The 16,349-nt window shown below is 42.1% G+C and carries 14 protein-coding genes; 8 read left to right on the forward strand and 6 right to left on the reverse strand.

The genetic code is table 11. The features are described from left to right. The 5 genes from V7K73_RS25425 to V7K73_RS25445 all read right to left on the reverse strand — a co-directional run. On the reverse strand, positions 1-1,398 hold a 1,398-nt coding region (locus tag V7K73_RS25425; RefSeq protein ID WP_334884176.1), incomplete at its 3' end, for a two-partner secretion domain-containing protein. A 130-nt stretch (positions 1,399-1,528) separates the two neighbouring features. Continuing rightward, positions 1,529-2,911 carry an HlyD family secretion protein gene (locus V7K73_RS25430; RefSeq protein WP_334884178.1) on the reverse strand — a complete coding sequence of 461 codons (1,383 nt, stop codon included), beginning with the start codon at positions 2,909-2,911 and terminating at the stop codon, positions 1,529-1,531. A 6-nt stretch (positions 2,912-2,917) separates the two neighbouring features. Further along, positions 2,918-5,134 carry a peptidase domain-containing ABC transporter gene (locus tag V7K73_RS25435; RefSeq protein WP_334884180.1) on the reverse strand — a complete coding sequence of 739 codons (2,217 nt, stop codon included), beginning with the start codon at positions 5,132-5,134 and terminating at the stop codon, positions 2,918-2,920. 177 nt (positions 5,135-5,311) lie between these two features. After that, complete coding sequence (locus tag V7K73_RS25440; protein WP_334884181.1) at positions 5,312-5,749, reverse strand: hypothetical protein; 438 nt, start codon at positions 5,747-5,749, stop codon at positions 5,312-5,314. 597 nt (positions 5,750-6,346) lie between these two features. Continuing rightward, complete coding sequence (locus tag V7K73_RS25445) at positions 6,347-6,634, reverse strand: hypothetical protein (protein WP_334884183.1); 288 nt, start codon at positions 6,632-6,634, stop codon at positions 6,347-6,349. Positions 6,635-7,152: 518 nt separating this feature from the next. On the opposite strand from V7K73_RS25445, the gene V7K73_RS25450 reads away from it, so the two are divergent. Beyond that, complete coding sequence (locus V7K73_RS25450; RefSeq protein WP_334884185.1) at positions 7,153-7,653, forward strand: helix-turn-helix domain-containing protein; 501 nt, start codon at positions 7,153-7,155, stop codon at positions 7,651-7,653. Between the two features lie 113 nt (positions 7,654-7,766). Here V7K73_RS25450 and V7K73_RS25455 read toward each other — a convergent pair whose 3' ends face one another. Then, a complete protein-coding gene (locus V7K73_RS25455) occupies positions 7,767-8,579 on the reverse strand; it encodes an SDR family oxidoreductase (protein WP_334884187.1) in 813 nt (270 codons plus the stop codon). Between the two features lie 1,207 nt (positions 8,580-9,786). Between V7K73_RS25455 and V7K73_RS25460 the strand changes: the two genes are divergently transcribed. The 7 genes from V7K73_RS25460 (at position 9,787) to V7K73_RS25490 (ending at position 16,209) form a co-directional block, all read left to right on the forward strand. Then, a complete protein-coding gene (locus tag V7K73_RS25460; protein ID WP_334884189.1) occupies positions 9,787-10,281 on the forward strand; it encodes a DUF2231 domain-containing protein in 495 nt (164 codons plus the stop codon). Further along, positions 10,278-10,883 (forward strand): DUF2231 domain-containing protein, encoded by a 606-nt coding sequence (locus V7K73_RS25465; protein ID WP_334884191.1) that lies wholly within the window; start codon positions 10,278-10,280, stop codon positions 10,881-10,883. The genes V7K73_RS25460 and V7K73_RS25465 overlap by 4 nt, the downstream gene beginning before the upstream one ends. A gap of 15 nt (positions 10,884-10,898) precedes the next feature. Next, positions 10,899-11,819, forward strand: a complete 921-nt coding sequence (locus tag V7K73_RS25470; protein WP_334884193.1) for a cytochrome c oxidase subunit II — start codon at positions 10,899-10,901, stop codon at positions 11,817-11,819. Beyond that, positions 11,809-13,470: a cytochrome c oxidase subunit I gene (gene ctaD / locus V7K73_RS25475; RefSeq protein WP_334884195.1), complete on the forward strand. Its 1,662-nt coding sequence runs from the start codon at positions 11,809-11,811 to the stop codon at positions 13,468-13,470. The genes V7K73_RS25470 and ctaD overlap by 11 nt, the downstream gene beginning before the upstream one ends. 69 nt (positions 13,471-13,539) lie before the next feature. Further along, positions 13,540-14,208 (forward strand): cytochrome c oxidase subunit 3, encoded by a 669-nt coding sequence (locus V7K73_RS25480; RefSeq protein ID WP_334884197.1) that lies wholly within the window; start codon positions 13,540-13,542, stop codon positions 14,206-14,208. 37 nt (positions 14,209-14,245) lie between these two features. Further along, positions 14,246-14,485: a hypothetical protein gene (locus tag V7K73_RS25485; protein WP_334884199.1), complete on the forward strand. Its 240-nt coding sequence runs from the start codon at positions 14,246-14,248 to the stop codon at positions 14,483-14,485. A gap of 359 nt (positions 14,486-14,844) precedes the next feature. Next, a complete protein-coding gene (locus V7K73_RS25490; protein ID WP_334884201.1) occupies positions 14,845-16,209 on the forward strand; it encodes an NAD(P)/FAD-dependent oxidoreductase in 1,365 nt (454 codons plus the stop codon). Positions 16,210-16,349: the final 140 nt, after the last annotated feature.

Raw genomic sequence — 16,349 nt, forward strand, 5'->3', positions numbered from 1 at the left:
ACCTATGCCATCAAAGGAGACTGTATCACGGGCGTTGATATTTACACTACCTGCATCTCCTTTGCCATAAGTGCTAGCCTCTAGTCGAGCGCCATTCGTTAAAAAAAGCGATCCAGTTATAATATTGACACCCCCACTCTTACCCACAGCGTACAAATTTACTATGCTGGATGCGCTACTGGGATTTCCATCGTTACCTATGCCATCAAAGGAGACTGTATCACGGGCGTTGATATTTACACTACCTGCATCTCCTTTGCCATAAGTGCTAGCCTCTAGTCGAGCGCCATCGGTTACAGAAAGCGACTCGGCTGTAATATTGACGTTTCCACTTTTGCCTAGAGAATTTAATCCCACCGAATTGGAGATAAAGCTCCCCTCTGCAATGTTGATTCCCCCTGTCGCATTCAGCCTAATATCTCCTGCAACAGTTTCAGATGTCCCCAAACCTTGCCCAATACCAGCACTTAAAATACTTCCTCCTAAAATTTCTAGATTTCTGGCATTGACTGCAATATTACCGCCACCAGCCCCAGTTACATATATATCTGCTTGATTATTGAGAGATACCTCAGATCGCGTAACATTCTCAGGAAATCTCAAGCTGAGATTATCGCCATCTACACCCAGCGCTACACTACCAGGTTCGCCCAATCCTCCTAACTCAACTCGTCCACCACTAGCATTTAATTCTCCCCCATCCATGCTGACATTACCACCCACCAGCAGTAAACTTTTTCCATCTGGTACTCGTAAACCTAATGCCTTAAAGCCTGCTGGATCTTTTCCTGCGGGTGCGATTGAGTTATTTTGAATCGCTGCGTTTTGATTAATCTGATTAAATAGCAATGCTGAAGGATTAATAGTCAACAACGGGGAAGGGATATTTTTATCAGTAGCGCTAAAAAATCCGATATTTCCAAATTGCAGTGCATTCGCTGTACTCGCCACAAAGGAACCACCAACATTTAAGCTGGCATTTGCACCAAAAATAATCCCATTAGGATTAATTAGAAATAGGTTAGCTGTTCCATTAGCACGAATTAACCCATCAATATTAGAAACTGATCCACCCGTTACCCGACTGATGATATTTTGAATATTCGCAGCATTATTAAATATTGCAGTACCGCCAGTGGGGACAGAAAACTGCTGAAAACTATGGAACAAGTTTCTTCCAGCTTGGGTTCCCCCTTCAATGGTACTGATGTTATTCTGTGTTGTTACACGAGAATTATTGGGTAAAGTACTATCGGGGGTAATTTGGGCAAAAGCACAATTAAAAGAGAAAGCGAATGTCTGCAATACAGCTTCACCGATCGCACTACCCATTACCAACCAACTTCCCAGTGCGAATTTCCAGCACCAATGCTGCCTATCTCGCTTCATCCTAGACATTGCACCCCTTAAATAACTAGCAAGTAAACTACAACCTTTTATAAGGATAGATAGAAAACGCACGGTAGAATTGCGAGAAATAATTACGAATAGTTACGCTGCGATGCCTGCGGCGGGCTACGCGATCGCACTACAAATCTGCAATCAACCTCGCCTTCCTCAAAAAGAATTGCATCACAGTCTCTTCTTTAGAAATAATATCAACTGTACCCTCCATTCCCAATTGAATAGCACATTGGTGTTTTTCCCTACCTAGAGAAAGGCTTTCTGGCTCAATTGTTACCTGATAAAACGCACCAACGGCAGCCATCTTTTGGCTGACAGATGTTGTGGCGGTGGCATCAGCAGCATTGCCTTGAGGTGCGATTGTATCGGCGGAAATTGTCTTAACCTTGCCTTTGAGAGTACCATAATCTGGATAAGGACAAGCAGAAACCCGCATTTGTACCGTTTGGCCTTGTTTCAACTTATTTTTATCCTGAAGTGCTACTGCTGCCTTAATCTCCAAGGGGGCATCAGTGGGGATAATTTGGGCAATCTCCTGTCCAGCAGGCACTGTTTGACCGGAGTTTCGCAGGTTTAATTTAGAAATAATTCCGTCTGCTGTGGCAGTAATTCTAGTCTGACTGAGGTCGATATTTACCTGTTGGAGTTCGCTCTTGGCACTCTCTAGCTGTTTTTGGATTTCAATTCGTTGCTGGATTAAAGCAAGGCGTTCTTTATCTAAAGTAGCAATGTTGGCTTGACCGGTAGCTTTTTCTTGGGCAATGCGATTATAAGCGATCGCTACTTGTGCATTAGTTGGATTAAGAGCAGTTTGGACATTTTGCAATTTAGCTTTAGCCGCTAAGAGTCCTTGTTCTTGCTGGCGAACAGCTAGTTGTGCTTCCTCAAATTGATCTTGAGATAAGGCTCCAGCTTTGGCTACAGTCTGATAGCGATTTCGCTTTGACTGGGCAGCTTTGAGACTAGCATCTGCTGCATTTACATTTGCATCCGCTTCTTGGACATCAGTAGCGGTAGTAATAACTTTATCTTGATAGTTGCGGCTGCGATCGCTTAATTCAGCTTCAGCACCAGCAATAACCCGGTTGAGGCGCTCAGTTTCAGCTAAAACCTGGCTATTAATAGCGTTAATCTGGGCGTTGATTTGAAACAGTTGTAAACGACTTTGCCCAATGTTACTTTGCAGTTGGCTCTTTTTGGTTTGTAGCTTCGAGTTGTCAATAGTGGCGATGACATCCCCTTTTTTGACAACTTGATTCTCTGAAACAAAAACCCGCGTTACCTGACCTTCGGTAGCAGCTTGAACCAGCCGCAATTCCCCAGCAGGGCGGACAACAGCTTGTCCTTTAATTGTCACTTTATATTTGGTAACAGAAGCGAGTGGAACGCCTAACCCCACAGCACAGACAAGAACTAGTCCGCCCCAAGTAGTCCAACGACCAAGCGGGGGGAGAAACTCGTTATCTTGAATTGGGGGCAAGTAGTCTGAGTTAGAATGGCTAATCATGCTATTTTATTTACTGATTGTGCTGAATTTCCCATTAGAGTTAGAGGATTTAGGCACTAAACCATTTGTTAATGGCTCAACGCCGTCTAAAAAGTCTAAGTGTTCACCAGGTTGATGGCGTAGAGCCTCTGGAGTGCCTTGAATTTTTAAACGCCCTTCTTCCAGCAATACAATCCAATCAGCCCGCCCAATGACCTTGGGGCGATGGCTAATCATAATTGTGGTTTTGCCCAGTCGATGAGATAGCAGTCTATCTAGGAGTTTGGCTTCACTCACTGGGTCGAGAGCGCCAGTAGATTCATCTAAAATTAATACTGGCGGATCAGTAACTATAGCTCTAGCGATCGCTAATCTTTGTCGTTGTCCACCAGAAAGATTCGCGCCAAATTCGCCTAAAACAGTTTGATACTTATCGGGAAGTTTACTAATAAACTCATCTGCACCAGCAATAGAGCAAGCTTGCACAATTTGTTCAAAGGCTATTTGAGGATAGCTGAAGCGGAAGTTTTCAATAATTGAGCGACTCCAGAAGTGAGGTTCTTGAGGTACTAGCACCACCTGTTGACGCAGACATTCCATTGAGAGGTCTTGCTGATTATAGATGCCATAGCGGATATTGCCAGATTGGAGGAAATATAAACCAGCAAGCAGTTTGGCGAGGGTACTTTTACCACAACCGGATTTACCAATCAGCCCAATAACTTGGCCGCCAGGAATAATCAGCGAAAAATCTTCCAGCAAGTCAACTCTACCTGCGTGGTGGAAATTAAGGTTGGTGCAAGTAATATCTATATTGCCCTTAAGTTCTGCCCAAGGCTTTTTCTCGTCTTTGTCGTCTTCTGGCGTAGCATCAATTACCTCCGTCAGACGTTGGATGACAATCTGGGCAGTGATAAACTCATCAACTAAGCCGATGACTGAACTCAAAAAGCCGAGAAAGTTGCCACTCATCCCACTAAACGCTAGCAACTGACCGATGCTCAAAGTACGATTAATTACTAAATACGAGCCTAACCACAGTAAGGCAATATTAGTGCAAGTAGAAAAAATATTAGTAATTGTGCTGCTGTAAAGCCCCAGCTTCATCGTACTCCAGCCCAAGTTAGCAAGCCGACCATAATTTGCCTGATACTCTTGCCAAGCTTGGGGAGTGGCTTGAGTAGTTTTTAGCACCTGGACACCGTGAAAAGTTTCAACAAGAAAGCCTTGGTTTTCTGTACCCAATACGATCGCACTGCGGGTTTTCTGGCGCAAAGCAGGGAGAAAAAGCAGGTTAACAAGGGTGACAATTATAAAGGCAGCCAGGGAAGCTAAAGTCAGCCCCCAACTGTAAAAGAGCATGAAACCCAACGAAACCAAGGCGATAAAAAAATGGCTGGGTAAACCGAGGACAATTTGGGAAACTAGCTCATTGATGTGATTCACATCGGCAATCCGGCTGACTACTTCTCCACTGCGTCGTCCTTCAAAATACGAGAGGGGCAAACGCAACAGTTGTCGTCCGTATTCTAGAATCAGTCCTAATTGCAGTCGTTGACCGAAGTGACCAATTAGGTGAGATTGTACCAAACCGATCGCACTGCTAAATAGACTCATAGCGATCGCTCCAATTGCCACGACGGTTAGCAGCTGAGTATCTCCTCGCACGAGTACGTCATCGGTCAACAGTTGCATCATTAAGGGAGAGACAAGGGAAAGTAGCCCAATGACGATGTTAATTGCGATCGCTTGAATGAGAATACCGCGATAGGGTAAAACCCGCATCAGATAACGCCCAAAGCCGCCAATTTTATCATCTGATTGCTGATAAAAGCGGCTGTCGTCTGGCGTTAGCAGCAGCATGATGCCATTACCCCACCCTTCTAGCAACTCCTCGCGGGTGAGATAGCGGATGCCTACACCAGGGTCAGCAATTACATATTTTTTCCCCTTTTGACCGTATAAAACGACCCAGTGGTAGCCTTTCCAGTGAATGATGGCGGGTAGAGGGGCTTTATTTAATTGCTCAAGTAGTTGCACCGAGGCTTTGACTTGACGCGTATTAAATCCTAGAGTTTCTGCACCCCGGCTCAACCCCAGCAAGCTGGTTCCCCGCGATCCTGTACCAACTACTTCCCGCATTCGACTAATGGCAAAGGTGCGTCCGTAGTGTTTGGCAATAGTGGCTAGACTTGCGGCACCGCAGTCTTCTTCGCTGTGTTGAAGTACACTTTGGTATTTCATAACTTAAAACTTACGCATAGGAGAAAGTCAGTCGGGGCTTTCACCCCGACCAGAGCTAGTTTTCAAAATGTTAGAGGTGTTGACTCAACTTAAAAATGAGTAAGTTAGGTCAACCTAATTAAATTCGTTGGTGCAAAAGTCGGACAAGATTAACAGCGAAAACCTGACACCATCTTGCTAAAAGGTTGTTCGCCCTGCTATTTTAAACGTAGCAAAGGACGATGGAGAATAAAAGCCTAGCCGGAAAGAGGTTCCATCTTTCACATCCGCCGCCACAGTGATGACACCACGGTAGTTTGCAGGAATAAACCTGTCATAAGTGTTGACCTGACCACCGCTAGGGCGCGGGGCATAAACGTATAAGTCGTAAGGGTTCTTAGTCAGTCGAATTGAAATGTCGTTGAATTGGCGGGTAGTTTTATATACCGCTGGTAATATCCCAGATGCGTAATTAACTGTGCCACTGAAATTCCTTACGGCTCCTCCTGCTACAGAAGCAGACTTGTCATCTGAAATGTCTTCAATCAGAGAGTCTAAAGCAGCAGTATTATTATCAACTTGCTTAACGGCAAGAATTGCATCAATTTGTTTGAAGTATTCTTTGGTCTTTAACATTGTCACTTTCCTTTTCTAGATTGATGTTGATGTGGAATTAGTGATGTATTGTCTAACTGCATTTAAATATTCTGAGATTCATTTTATAAAGTCAAGAGTTTAAAAGTAATTTTATTTGCATAACTAAAGGACTTATGTTTTGATTATTCAAATCTTTTGTATAAAAAATACTTTGATTTTCCAACTTTGTTTTTAAATATAAAAAATTTCATGTAGGAGCGATCGTTTTACGCCCCAACAGGTGTCATGTATATGGTCTTGGCGAGTGTAATACCATTTCTTTGTGAGGCTGCGCTAAATTTTATTGACTTCTTATTTGTTTCTTTCTTTGTGTCCTTTGCGACCTTTGCGGTTCGTTCCTCATATATGGCGCATCTTCATACAGAATTGGTATAAGCAGATTGTTATGCTCAGATTAGAGCTAGTGCTTCATGTCATTAGTTTTGATGGCTTATGAAAGTTCGTATTAAGCGGATCTAGCCCTTGAAAATCAGCGATAAATCGCTCACTACAAACCTCTCAAATTTAATGACATGAACCACTAATGTTCAGCTTTTAACTTAGATTTCTAAGTGTCTGGCTATTCAAGAGGGCTGCCTATGCCGGCTTGATGTACCGCGTCGATACCCACACATTCAGAGAAGAAGCTAATTTACGGAATCCGTTCTTCAGGATAGCTGGTACTTGCAAGTTGTAGAACTGACCAGGATACCAGCGCCCAATACTGGGGTAGTTGGTGCCCGGTCCAGAACGAAAGTTTAGGTAAGTAGAGACATCCTTAGTCGTGTACGTTTTAAAAGAGACTCCTCCCTCCATAGTTTCTGCTTCTTCAGGTTTCAATTCAACAATTAGGTGTTCATTATGAAGATAGTTGAGCGTTTCCATCGTTTTATCCTTTAGTGTTGTTAGAGTTCCTTGTTCCTTGTGTCTGAGCACAAATCTCTAGAACTGTTGTCAGAAGACTAGAGCGTGGAATTAGTAATCAATTGTCTAACTCCATTTACATCTTCTGAGATTAAATCAATAAAATCAACGGTCAAAAACTGATTTTATTCGCATAACTCAAGTACTTATGTTTTCATTATTTAATTTTTTTAAATTTCAAATTGAAAGTATTTTTGTCTTGTAAATTAAAGTGTTTTCACGCTCTGAGATACTCCAAGTCACCCACCTTGATACTGAAGCTATATCTTTGATTTCATCGTCGCTTTTTTATCGCTGCTTTTGACCAGTCACAGCATCAACGCCTGAAAAGCCTAACTTCTGACCATTCATCCGATAATTATAAATTTTTGTAACAAGTTGCAGAATTCATAGACTTTTAATTCCGAGAAGTAAGCAGAGGTTCGCAAAGAAGCTAAACGAACTTCCAAAGAGTGCAAGTTCTACCAAGAGGAATCATTATGGAAAATCCAGGTCTTTGCTTAACACCCTTTCAGCGCAGATACCTACTGAAAAGCTTAGGAAGCGACTTACGTGCAGAATACCGCCGTCGCATTGAAATTATGCTGCTTTTCGATACAGGTGAATCTCAGGCTCAAATCTGTGAAGCTTTGGGATGTTCTCAAGAGACTGCACGCTACTGGATTACGATCGCCCAAACAGGACAAGCTCACAAATGGAGCGATCGCTTAATGGGACGGCCTAAAACTGTGAATGAGCAATACCTCGATCGCTTGAAAGAATTGGTAAGCCATAGTCCGCGCCTTGTTGGCTATTCATTTGAACGCTGGACAGCACAATGCTTAAGCAAACATTTGGCAAAAGAATTGGGAATTAAGGTTAGCAGTTGCCATATTAACCGTTTGCTCAAGGAGATGGGGCTTTCTACCCGACCAAAAGGCAATACAACTAAGCAAAAAACCTTACCCCAAAAGGATTTTGACATCGCCCGTCGAGCCTAGTGGTCTGTCTCATTAATTTTGCGGGGCTGCGAGATCCCCGACTTCTTCAAGAAGTCGGGGATCTGAACACCACGAACCTCTGAAAACTTTTGGCACAGACTACTAGGAGTAGTTCACCCATTTTCGGTAAACTCTGGATATAAGGTCATGCCACCATCTATAAACAGTGTTGTCCCGTTGACATAATCAGACTCATCAGAAGCCAACCAAACTGCTGCTTTGGCGATATCTTCTACATCACCTATTCGTTTTGATGGAATCAATTGTACTAACTTCGCCTCTGCTTCTGGAGTATCCCAAGCTGATTTATTAATTGGAGTTTTGATTGCACCAGGAGCAATGCTATTAATGCGAATTTTGTGGGGTGCAAGTTCTTGGGCAATACTTTTCATCATCATATTGATACCGCCTTTACTAGCAGCATAATTAACATGACCCGCCCAAGGAATTACTTCATGCACTGAACTTATGCAAATAATCTTACCTGCGGCAGATGAAATCTCCGGTTGTACACCTCGACGCAAGAATTCCTTTGCGGCTTCCCTAGCACACAAGAATTGTCCTGTCAGGTTTACCCCAATGACTGTATTCCATTGGTCAAGGCTCATATCTATAAAAGGTGAATCTTTTTGCAGACCAGCATTGTTCACCAAAATGTCAATCGTTCCGAATTGCTCAATTGTCTGGCTAAACATTGCCTTTACTTGGTCTTCTTTGCTGACATCAGCTTGTATGGCGAAAGCTTCACCATTTGCAGCCTTAATATCATCAACAATTTTTTGGGCTGATTCGGCTTCAGAATTATAGTTAATAGCTACTGCTGCACCTGACAAAGCCAAATTGCGAGCTATAGCTTCACCAATGCCAGAACTAGCACCCGTTACAAGTGCTTTTTGACCTTTGAGCAGGTAAGGAGAATAGCTCATAATATTTCCTCAGAATGTAGAGATGGAGTGTCTCTGATAGCAAAAACTTAAGTAAGTGGGCGCAAATAATCATCACTGGCTCGTAGTTGCGCTTTAGCGCTAAAGCGCAACTACGAGCAAAATACAGAAATTTTACTTTTCGTTACATAGTTTGGTTTTATCTTGCCTACCTACTTACAGCAGAATTCAGAAATCATGAGCGATCGCTGATTTTACAGCCTCAATCACAAAACTGCTTGCTAAATCAATTTATCACACGCCTGTATTAAATATTGCCTAACTAATGGTTAATTGTTACGCAAATTTATCAGGTTCTGGGATTACTTTAAGGGTTTGTAGTGGCGATCGCTTCTAACTATTGGAGTAATAGATATATCTAACTAAAGGCTTAGAAAAATTTTCATTATTGAATGAAATCCTTATAAGTAACTGGGTCAAATTAAATATAAAACCTCACCCTCTATCCGGCTTCCCTCTCCAAAATCTCGGAGAGGGATTGAGGGTGAGGTTTGATCTTATATTTAACTTGTTCCGTGGGTTTAAGTCCCCCGGTTCTAAAAACGGCAAGTAATGCGATTGGGGTTAAATCCCCATTACAAAACAAAATTTACGTACAGCCCAAAGGGCTATGAAAACCGCACAGCGTGCCGGAGGCTCTATTACGAATTACGAATTACGAATTACGAATTACGCCTACCTACTTAACATAAACTTAGCAGCACTTATCTTCTAAAAAAACAATAGATTTTATAAAAATTTAAGTTTTTGATATCGGCTTAATTTATACAACAATACGCTTCAGTTAAAGAGAATAGTAGGTTGGGGAGCCACTGCGAAAAAAGCAGTTTCCCGACGAGCCTTGCAAATGGCGTTTGAAGAACGAAACCCAACATTTTTTCACAGGTAATTTTTACAACCAATACGATCAATGTGCTTTTTTAGATAAATCATCCCTAAGATAGTATGTTTTTTTCTAGTTTTTAGATACACTGTTAAATTGTTATTTCCATAACATTTTTCTTAATAAAAATACTTAAAAATTTAACACTGAATTTTATTTTTACTCAGGACTTACGCAAAAAGGTAGTCAAAGCCTTGATTTATCGTAGGGGCAATTCATGAATTGCCCCTACATTTAGTACCTGATGCGTAAATCCTATCACTAACAGAAGTCATCATAGCCCGTAGATACCTTAAGGGAAAAACGATGCTTGGCCTGCCTCTCAATAGTCAAAATCTCCCATATCCAGACCCGATACATCCGATCCTCGTCCACTTTGTAATTGCGATGGTGTTATTTTCGTATATTTGTGACGCGATCGGGTATTTTTCCCACAACGTGCGGTTGTTTGAAGTAAGTTTCTGGAATATGTTTGTTGCTTCAGCAGCGATTTTCTTAGCAGTTATCTTTGGTCAATTTGAAGCAGGTCTAGCAAATAATTACGCATCTGTTGAGCCAACACTGAATTTTCACACAGTCATGGGTTGGTCGCTGGCGGCGCTTGTAGTTGCCATCACGGCTTGGCGCTTTGTAATTCGTAACCGCAACTCAAGGAAAGTACCACCTGCTTACCTTGGGGCAGCAACGTTTTTGATTTGTCTGGTATTCTTACAAGTATATTTAGGAAGCAAGCTGTTTTGGGTATACGGTTTGCATGTCGAGCCTGTGGTTGAAGCCATGAAGCAGGGAGTTTCACAATGAATTCGCAACTGATTGACTCTTTGAGGTTGCGTTTGGGTGCAAACGGACTTCCCTACGAAATTCCCATGCATCCCCAGTTGGTGCATCTGACATTGGGTTTGTTCATCATCGCCATCTTATTTGATATAGCAGGAGCTATTTTTCCTATAGAACGACCAATATTGAAATTTTTGGGTTTGACTGCCATCCGTTCTGGGTTCTTTGATGTTGGCTGGTACAACCTAGTAGGAGCGGCTATTGTGACATTTTTCACTGTCGCATTTGGTTTTTTTGAGCTACTGCTAGCAAACCCAGCAGTGAATCAAAAAAGTGATTGGGGGTTGAGTCCTGGTTGGACAATGCTATTGCATGGTTTAGGCGGTGTTTCGCTGTTGGGGATGATCGTTGCCATGACTGTATGGAGAGGTTTACAACGCTATCGTTGGCGTCAAGATGCTTCCAGACAAGTGCAGTGGAGTTACTTGTTAGCAGGTATTGCAATGATGGGGATATTTTTTGTCCACGGAACTTTAGGGGCGCATCTAGGAGAGCAGTTCGGGATTCATATTACTGCTGCTGAGTTACTCAAAAACGGCAAAGACCCGAATTTACTGCTTAAATAAACAAAATATAATATTATGGTTAGATTTTTAGAATATTTCCTAATAGCTGGTTGTATTGCAGTTTTGCTCGTCTTCAGTCATTGGATTGGGCAGCAAGCGTATTCTTGGATGCCTCTTGAAGCTACAGCAGAAGCACAAAAGGTAGATTATTTGTTTAGCTTTTTAGTCTCAGTGGGAGCATTCGTCTTCCTTGGGCTTGTTGGCATGATGGTGTATTCAATAATTTTTTTCCGGGCATCTCCAAAAGACTACAGTGAAGGACACCCGTCTAGAGGTGATGTCAGGCTAGAAATTTTGTGGACGGTAACCCCAACTCTACTAGTATTGTGGATTGCTTTCCAAGGCTTTAATATTTATCAGCAGTTAGATATCACAGGTTTGCAGCAAATTGTACATTTGCATAGACCTCTAGAAGAACCAGCCTACGCCGAATTAAATGACAACAAACCCAAACCAGCATCTGAAACTATTCGTGTTTTTGTCAAGCAATGGGATTGGTCTTTCCAATATCCAAATAATCTCACTAGTAATGAATTACACCTGCCTGTAAACCTTCCGACTCGTCTAAATATGCACGCCAAAGATGTGCTTCACAGTTTTTACGTCCCAGAATTCCGCTTACAGCAGTATATTGTCCCCGGACGCAATATTGATATTGTGCTAACGCCCATTCGCACAGGTAAATACCATTTAAAAGATTCTCTATTTAGCGGTACTTACTTTGCTTTGATGGATGCAAATGTATACGTTGAATCCCAAGAAGCATATAAGCAGTGGCTCACCCAGACTGCTGCTCAACAACCAACAGCAACAAATCAAGCAGTTGCCGAGCATACACAAACGACGAAGGCATGGTTTAAAACTAGCTGGTACACTGTCACACCAGCGCAACCATCAATAATTACAGGTGAAAGGAAAGTGAATAATGACACATGATTCTACTGCAAATATGGCTGAGGCTAACGAATCTCTAAATAACTGGCGACCCTATTTCAGCTTCAGCACCGATCATAAAGTTATCGGTGTTCAGTACATGGTGACGACCTTCATTTTCTTTCTGATTGGTGGGCTGTTAGCAATGCTCATCCGGGCTGAACTGATTACGCCGGCATTAAATGTAGTAGACCGTCCTCTCTACAACGGCTTGTTTACCATGCACGGGACAATCATGATTTTCCTATGGATTATCCCCTTTAATGCAGGTATTTCTAACTACCTAGTACCGTTGATGATTGGAGCGCGGGATATGGCTTTTCCCCTGCTCAATGCCATCTCTTTCTGGATAATTCCACCTGCTGGTATTTTGCTAGTGTCTAGCTTTTTGCTACCCAATGGCCCAGCACAGTCCGGTTGGTGGTCTTATCCACCAGTTAGTCTGCAAATTCCCCCCGGTCAAGCGATTAATGGTGAATTGATTTGGATTGTCAGTTTGGTACTGTTAGGCATTTCTTCGATCATGGGGGCTGTCAACTTTGTAACTACCATCTTTTGGATGCGGGCGCCGGGGATGACATTTTTCCGAATGCCTGTGTTTGTTTGGTCAGCTTTCAGCGCTCAGTTATTGCAGCTGATTAACTTGCCTTCGTTGACAGGTGCATTGATATTACTGTTATTTGACCTGAATTTTGGTACGCATTTCTTCAAACCGTTAGAAAATGGCGACCCGATAATTTATCAACATCTATTTTGGTTTTACTCTCATCCAGCAGTTTACATCATGGCACTACCAGCCTTCGGGATTTTTGCGGAGGTTCTACCTGCCTTTTCTCGTAATCCCTTGTTTGGCTATCGGTCATTAGCTATTGCTACTTTAGGTATTGCTTTAGTGAGCATCTTTGTTTGGGTACATCACATGTTTACCAGTGCTACCCCAGACTGGATGCGGATGACTTTCATGTTTACATCAATGTTAGTTGCTGTACCCACTGGTGTAAAAGCATTCGGTTGGACTGCTACGATTTGGAAAAGTAAGCTGCATTTAGAAACACCGATGCTGTTTGCGATGGGAGGTGCGGCAATGTTTATTTTCGCTGGTATTACCGGAGTGATGCTAGCCGCAACCCCGTTTGATCTTCACGTCCACAACACTTACTTTGTAGTGGGTCATTTCCACTACGTTGTTTTTAATACCATCACGATGGCCATCTTTGCTGCCATTTATTTCTGGTTTCCCAAGATAACTGGGAAAATGTATGCCGAAGGATGGGGTAAGTTGCATTTCTGGTTAACCTTTATTGGTGCTAACCTCACCTTTTTTCCGATGCACCCATTGGGTTTACAAGGAATGGTGCGCCGCATTGCTTCCTATGAACCACAGTATCAGGGATTGAATATTATAGCTAGCCTTGGGGGTTTCTTGTTGGGAGTATCTACACTGCCCTTTATTGCTAACATTGTCGGTTCCTGGCTATATGGCCCAAGGGCGGTTAACAATCCTTGGCACGCCACAGGACTGGAGTGGACAACCACCTCACCACCACCAGCAAATAACTTTGAGGAAATTCCAATAGTGATAAAACCACCCTACGACTATGGCGATCCCAAATATTCAGTTATCGAAGATTCCGACAACAGTGAATCAGTGTAATAGGGATGAGGGAGAAAGATAGTTACCAATCTCCAATTACGAATTACGAATTACGAATTACGAATTATTATGACTCGTCGCCCCATCCATATAGATGAAAGTCCCATCCGTTTTGAGCGATTGCATCGCCGCCTACCAAATTGGTTACAACGCTTTTTGCCAAATGGTGGTGGAAACTCTGAAGACCATCATGGCAAAGGGATGTTTGGGTTTACCGTGTTTTTGCTGTCAGAAAGCTTAATTTTTTTAAGTTTCATCTTTACATATATTGCTCTGCGGTTGACGCACTCAAAAGATTGGCTTCCACCTGGTATTTCTGGGCCAGAATTGTCTACTTTCGTTATTATTAATACGGTGGTATTGCTTTCTAGCAGTTTGGTAATCCAACTAGCAGAAAATGCTCTCAAGCGTGGCAGGCTCAAAAAATTTCGCTGGATGTGGCTGATGACAATTTGCATGGGAACCTACTTCTTAGTTGGCCAAGCAATTGAGTGGAGTAAACTTGATTTTAAGTTAAGCACAGGACTTGTTGGTTCAACATTTTACTTATTAACGGGTTTCCACGGTCTGCACATTCTTAGTGGTGTGATTCTCCAAATAATTATGCTTGTGCGTTCTTTCATTGCAGGTAACTATAACAAAGGACACTTCGGGGCAAGTACGACAACTTTGTTTTGGCACTTTGTGGATATAATTTGGGTGTTTTTATTCTCATTTCTCTACCTCTGGAAAGCATAAATAATCAGAAAATCAAAGTATTTTAAGGAGTAATTTTATGAAGTTATTAGCGCAAGAATTACCATCTCCAAAAGCAATCCAAGAAACTCCAGCACCTGGTAGTAACCAAGACCCACTGATTGCGCGTGGGTTACAAAAAGAGCAGTATATTGGGATTATCGGGCTAGCGATCGCACTTGTTGCTGCTGTGGGATTTTTTAGCCGCAGAGTTGAATATGCTATAATGTTCGCTATTTTTCTTAGCGCCCTTCTGATTGGTTTCTTCTTATTGGTATAGCTAAGTAACTGGGTCAAATTAAATATAAAACCTCACCCTCAATCCCTCTGCTTATTATTGTCGGGGTCAGCCGGATTGAAAGTGATATATTATATTTAACGAACTATGTTCAGTTTAAGTCAAGAGTCTCTACAGGCCGCGCGAATTGAATGCCTCAGCTAAATCCCCCGAAGTAATGCGAGTCGGAAACCGTCCCCACAAACTTCTCTTCGTGACAAAACGTAATTACGAATTACGAATTACGAATTACGCCTACCTACTTAATTTCTCATTTGTTATTTTGCACTTTGCTCTTAAAGCGCCTTTGCGCGATCAAAAAGAATTCAAACACCTAATAAATTAGCAATTCAAAGGTATTTATGAACAGCCCAGTTTATCAAACGGTGATTATCGGCGGTGGTTTTACCGGTTTATTTACAGCCTTACACCTAGCTCATGAACATTATCCTCGCTCTGTGGTCTTGATTGATAAAAATGAGCGCTTTTGCTTTAAGCCATTACTGTATGAATATTTCGATGGCGAAATGGATAGCTTTCAAGTATTACCGCGTTTTTCGGAATTACTTAAAGGTAGTGGTGTGATCTTTGTTCAAGATGCAGTACAGGCTATAGATTTGCATCAACGGGAAGTTAAATTAGCATCAGGAAACTCTTATAACTACAGTAACTTAGTATTAGCTTTGGGTAGCGTTACTACCTATCATCATGTTGAGGGTGCGAATGTTAATGCTTTTGCTTTCTGGACAGAAGCAGATGCGATCGCTCTTGAGCGTCATTTACGCGACTGTTTACAAAAAGCCATCCAAACCGAAGATGTAGAACAACGCCGAAAACTATTAACAGTAGCTGTAGTTGGTGGTGGTGCAAGTGGTGTAGAAATGGCGGCTACCTTAGCAGATTTGCTTCCACATTGGTATAGCGCTTTGGGAGGAAATTCTGCTGACATCCGTGTAATTATACTCAATCATGGTCAAAAAATCCTTGATGGCGATATTAACGATCCACTACGCCCAATTGCTGAGACAGAATTACAAAAACGCACTATCCCAATTGAAATCCTCACGGGAGCAGAAGCCACTGCTATTCACCCCAATGCAATTGAATATAAGAGCAATAATCAAGTTCACACACTGCCAACATACACCGCTATTTGGACTGCTGGAACTTCCATTCATCCCCTGATTAAAGATTTAGCAATTCCCCAAGAACATCGGGATCATCATAATCGTCCCCTAGTTACTCCTACCATGCAATTGCTCGACTTCCCAGAAGTTTTTGCAGGTGGTGATTGTGCAGGAGTTCAAGATAGTTCGCTACCGCCAACAGCCCAAGTTGCTTATCAACAAGGAGCTAATATTGCTAGGAATTTGAAAGCGATCGCTCTAGAAGAAGAACTCAAACCTGCTAAAGTTAACATCCGGGGAACTTTGTTAAAGTTGGGGATAAATGATGCTGCTGTTAACTTGTTAAATGTTTTTGAAGTTGGAGGCGAACCTGCACATTTAATCCGTCAAGCCACTTATTTAACGCTATTGCCAACACCAATTCATGACTTTAAAGCAGCAACCGAATGGGTAGATGAAGAGATTTTTCATCAGCACCTCGGACCTCAAGATGTAGGTAAAAAAGTGGTGCAAGCAGTTGAATTAGTTGGTGCTGGAGTTGTAGGTGTTTTAGTTGCCAGAAAATTATTAAAAATGTTGGGAGACGAGGAAAAAAGTTAAACACAAGAAAAAACCTCACCCTCAATCCCTCTCCTTATTAAGGAGAGGGAAGCCGGATAGAGGGTGAGGTTTTATATTTAATTTGATCCACTTATATCATGTCCGCATAATTAGTTATGATTCCCACAGTCATTGCACCC

Origin of the sequence: Nostoc sp. (genome assembly GCF_036916975.1) — a bacterium.
In the GTDB taxonomy this organism is placed as follows: domain Bacteria; phylum Cyanobacteriota; class Cyanobacteriia; order Cyanobacteriales; family Nostocaceae; genus Nostoc.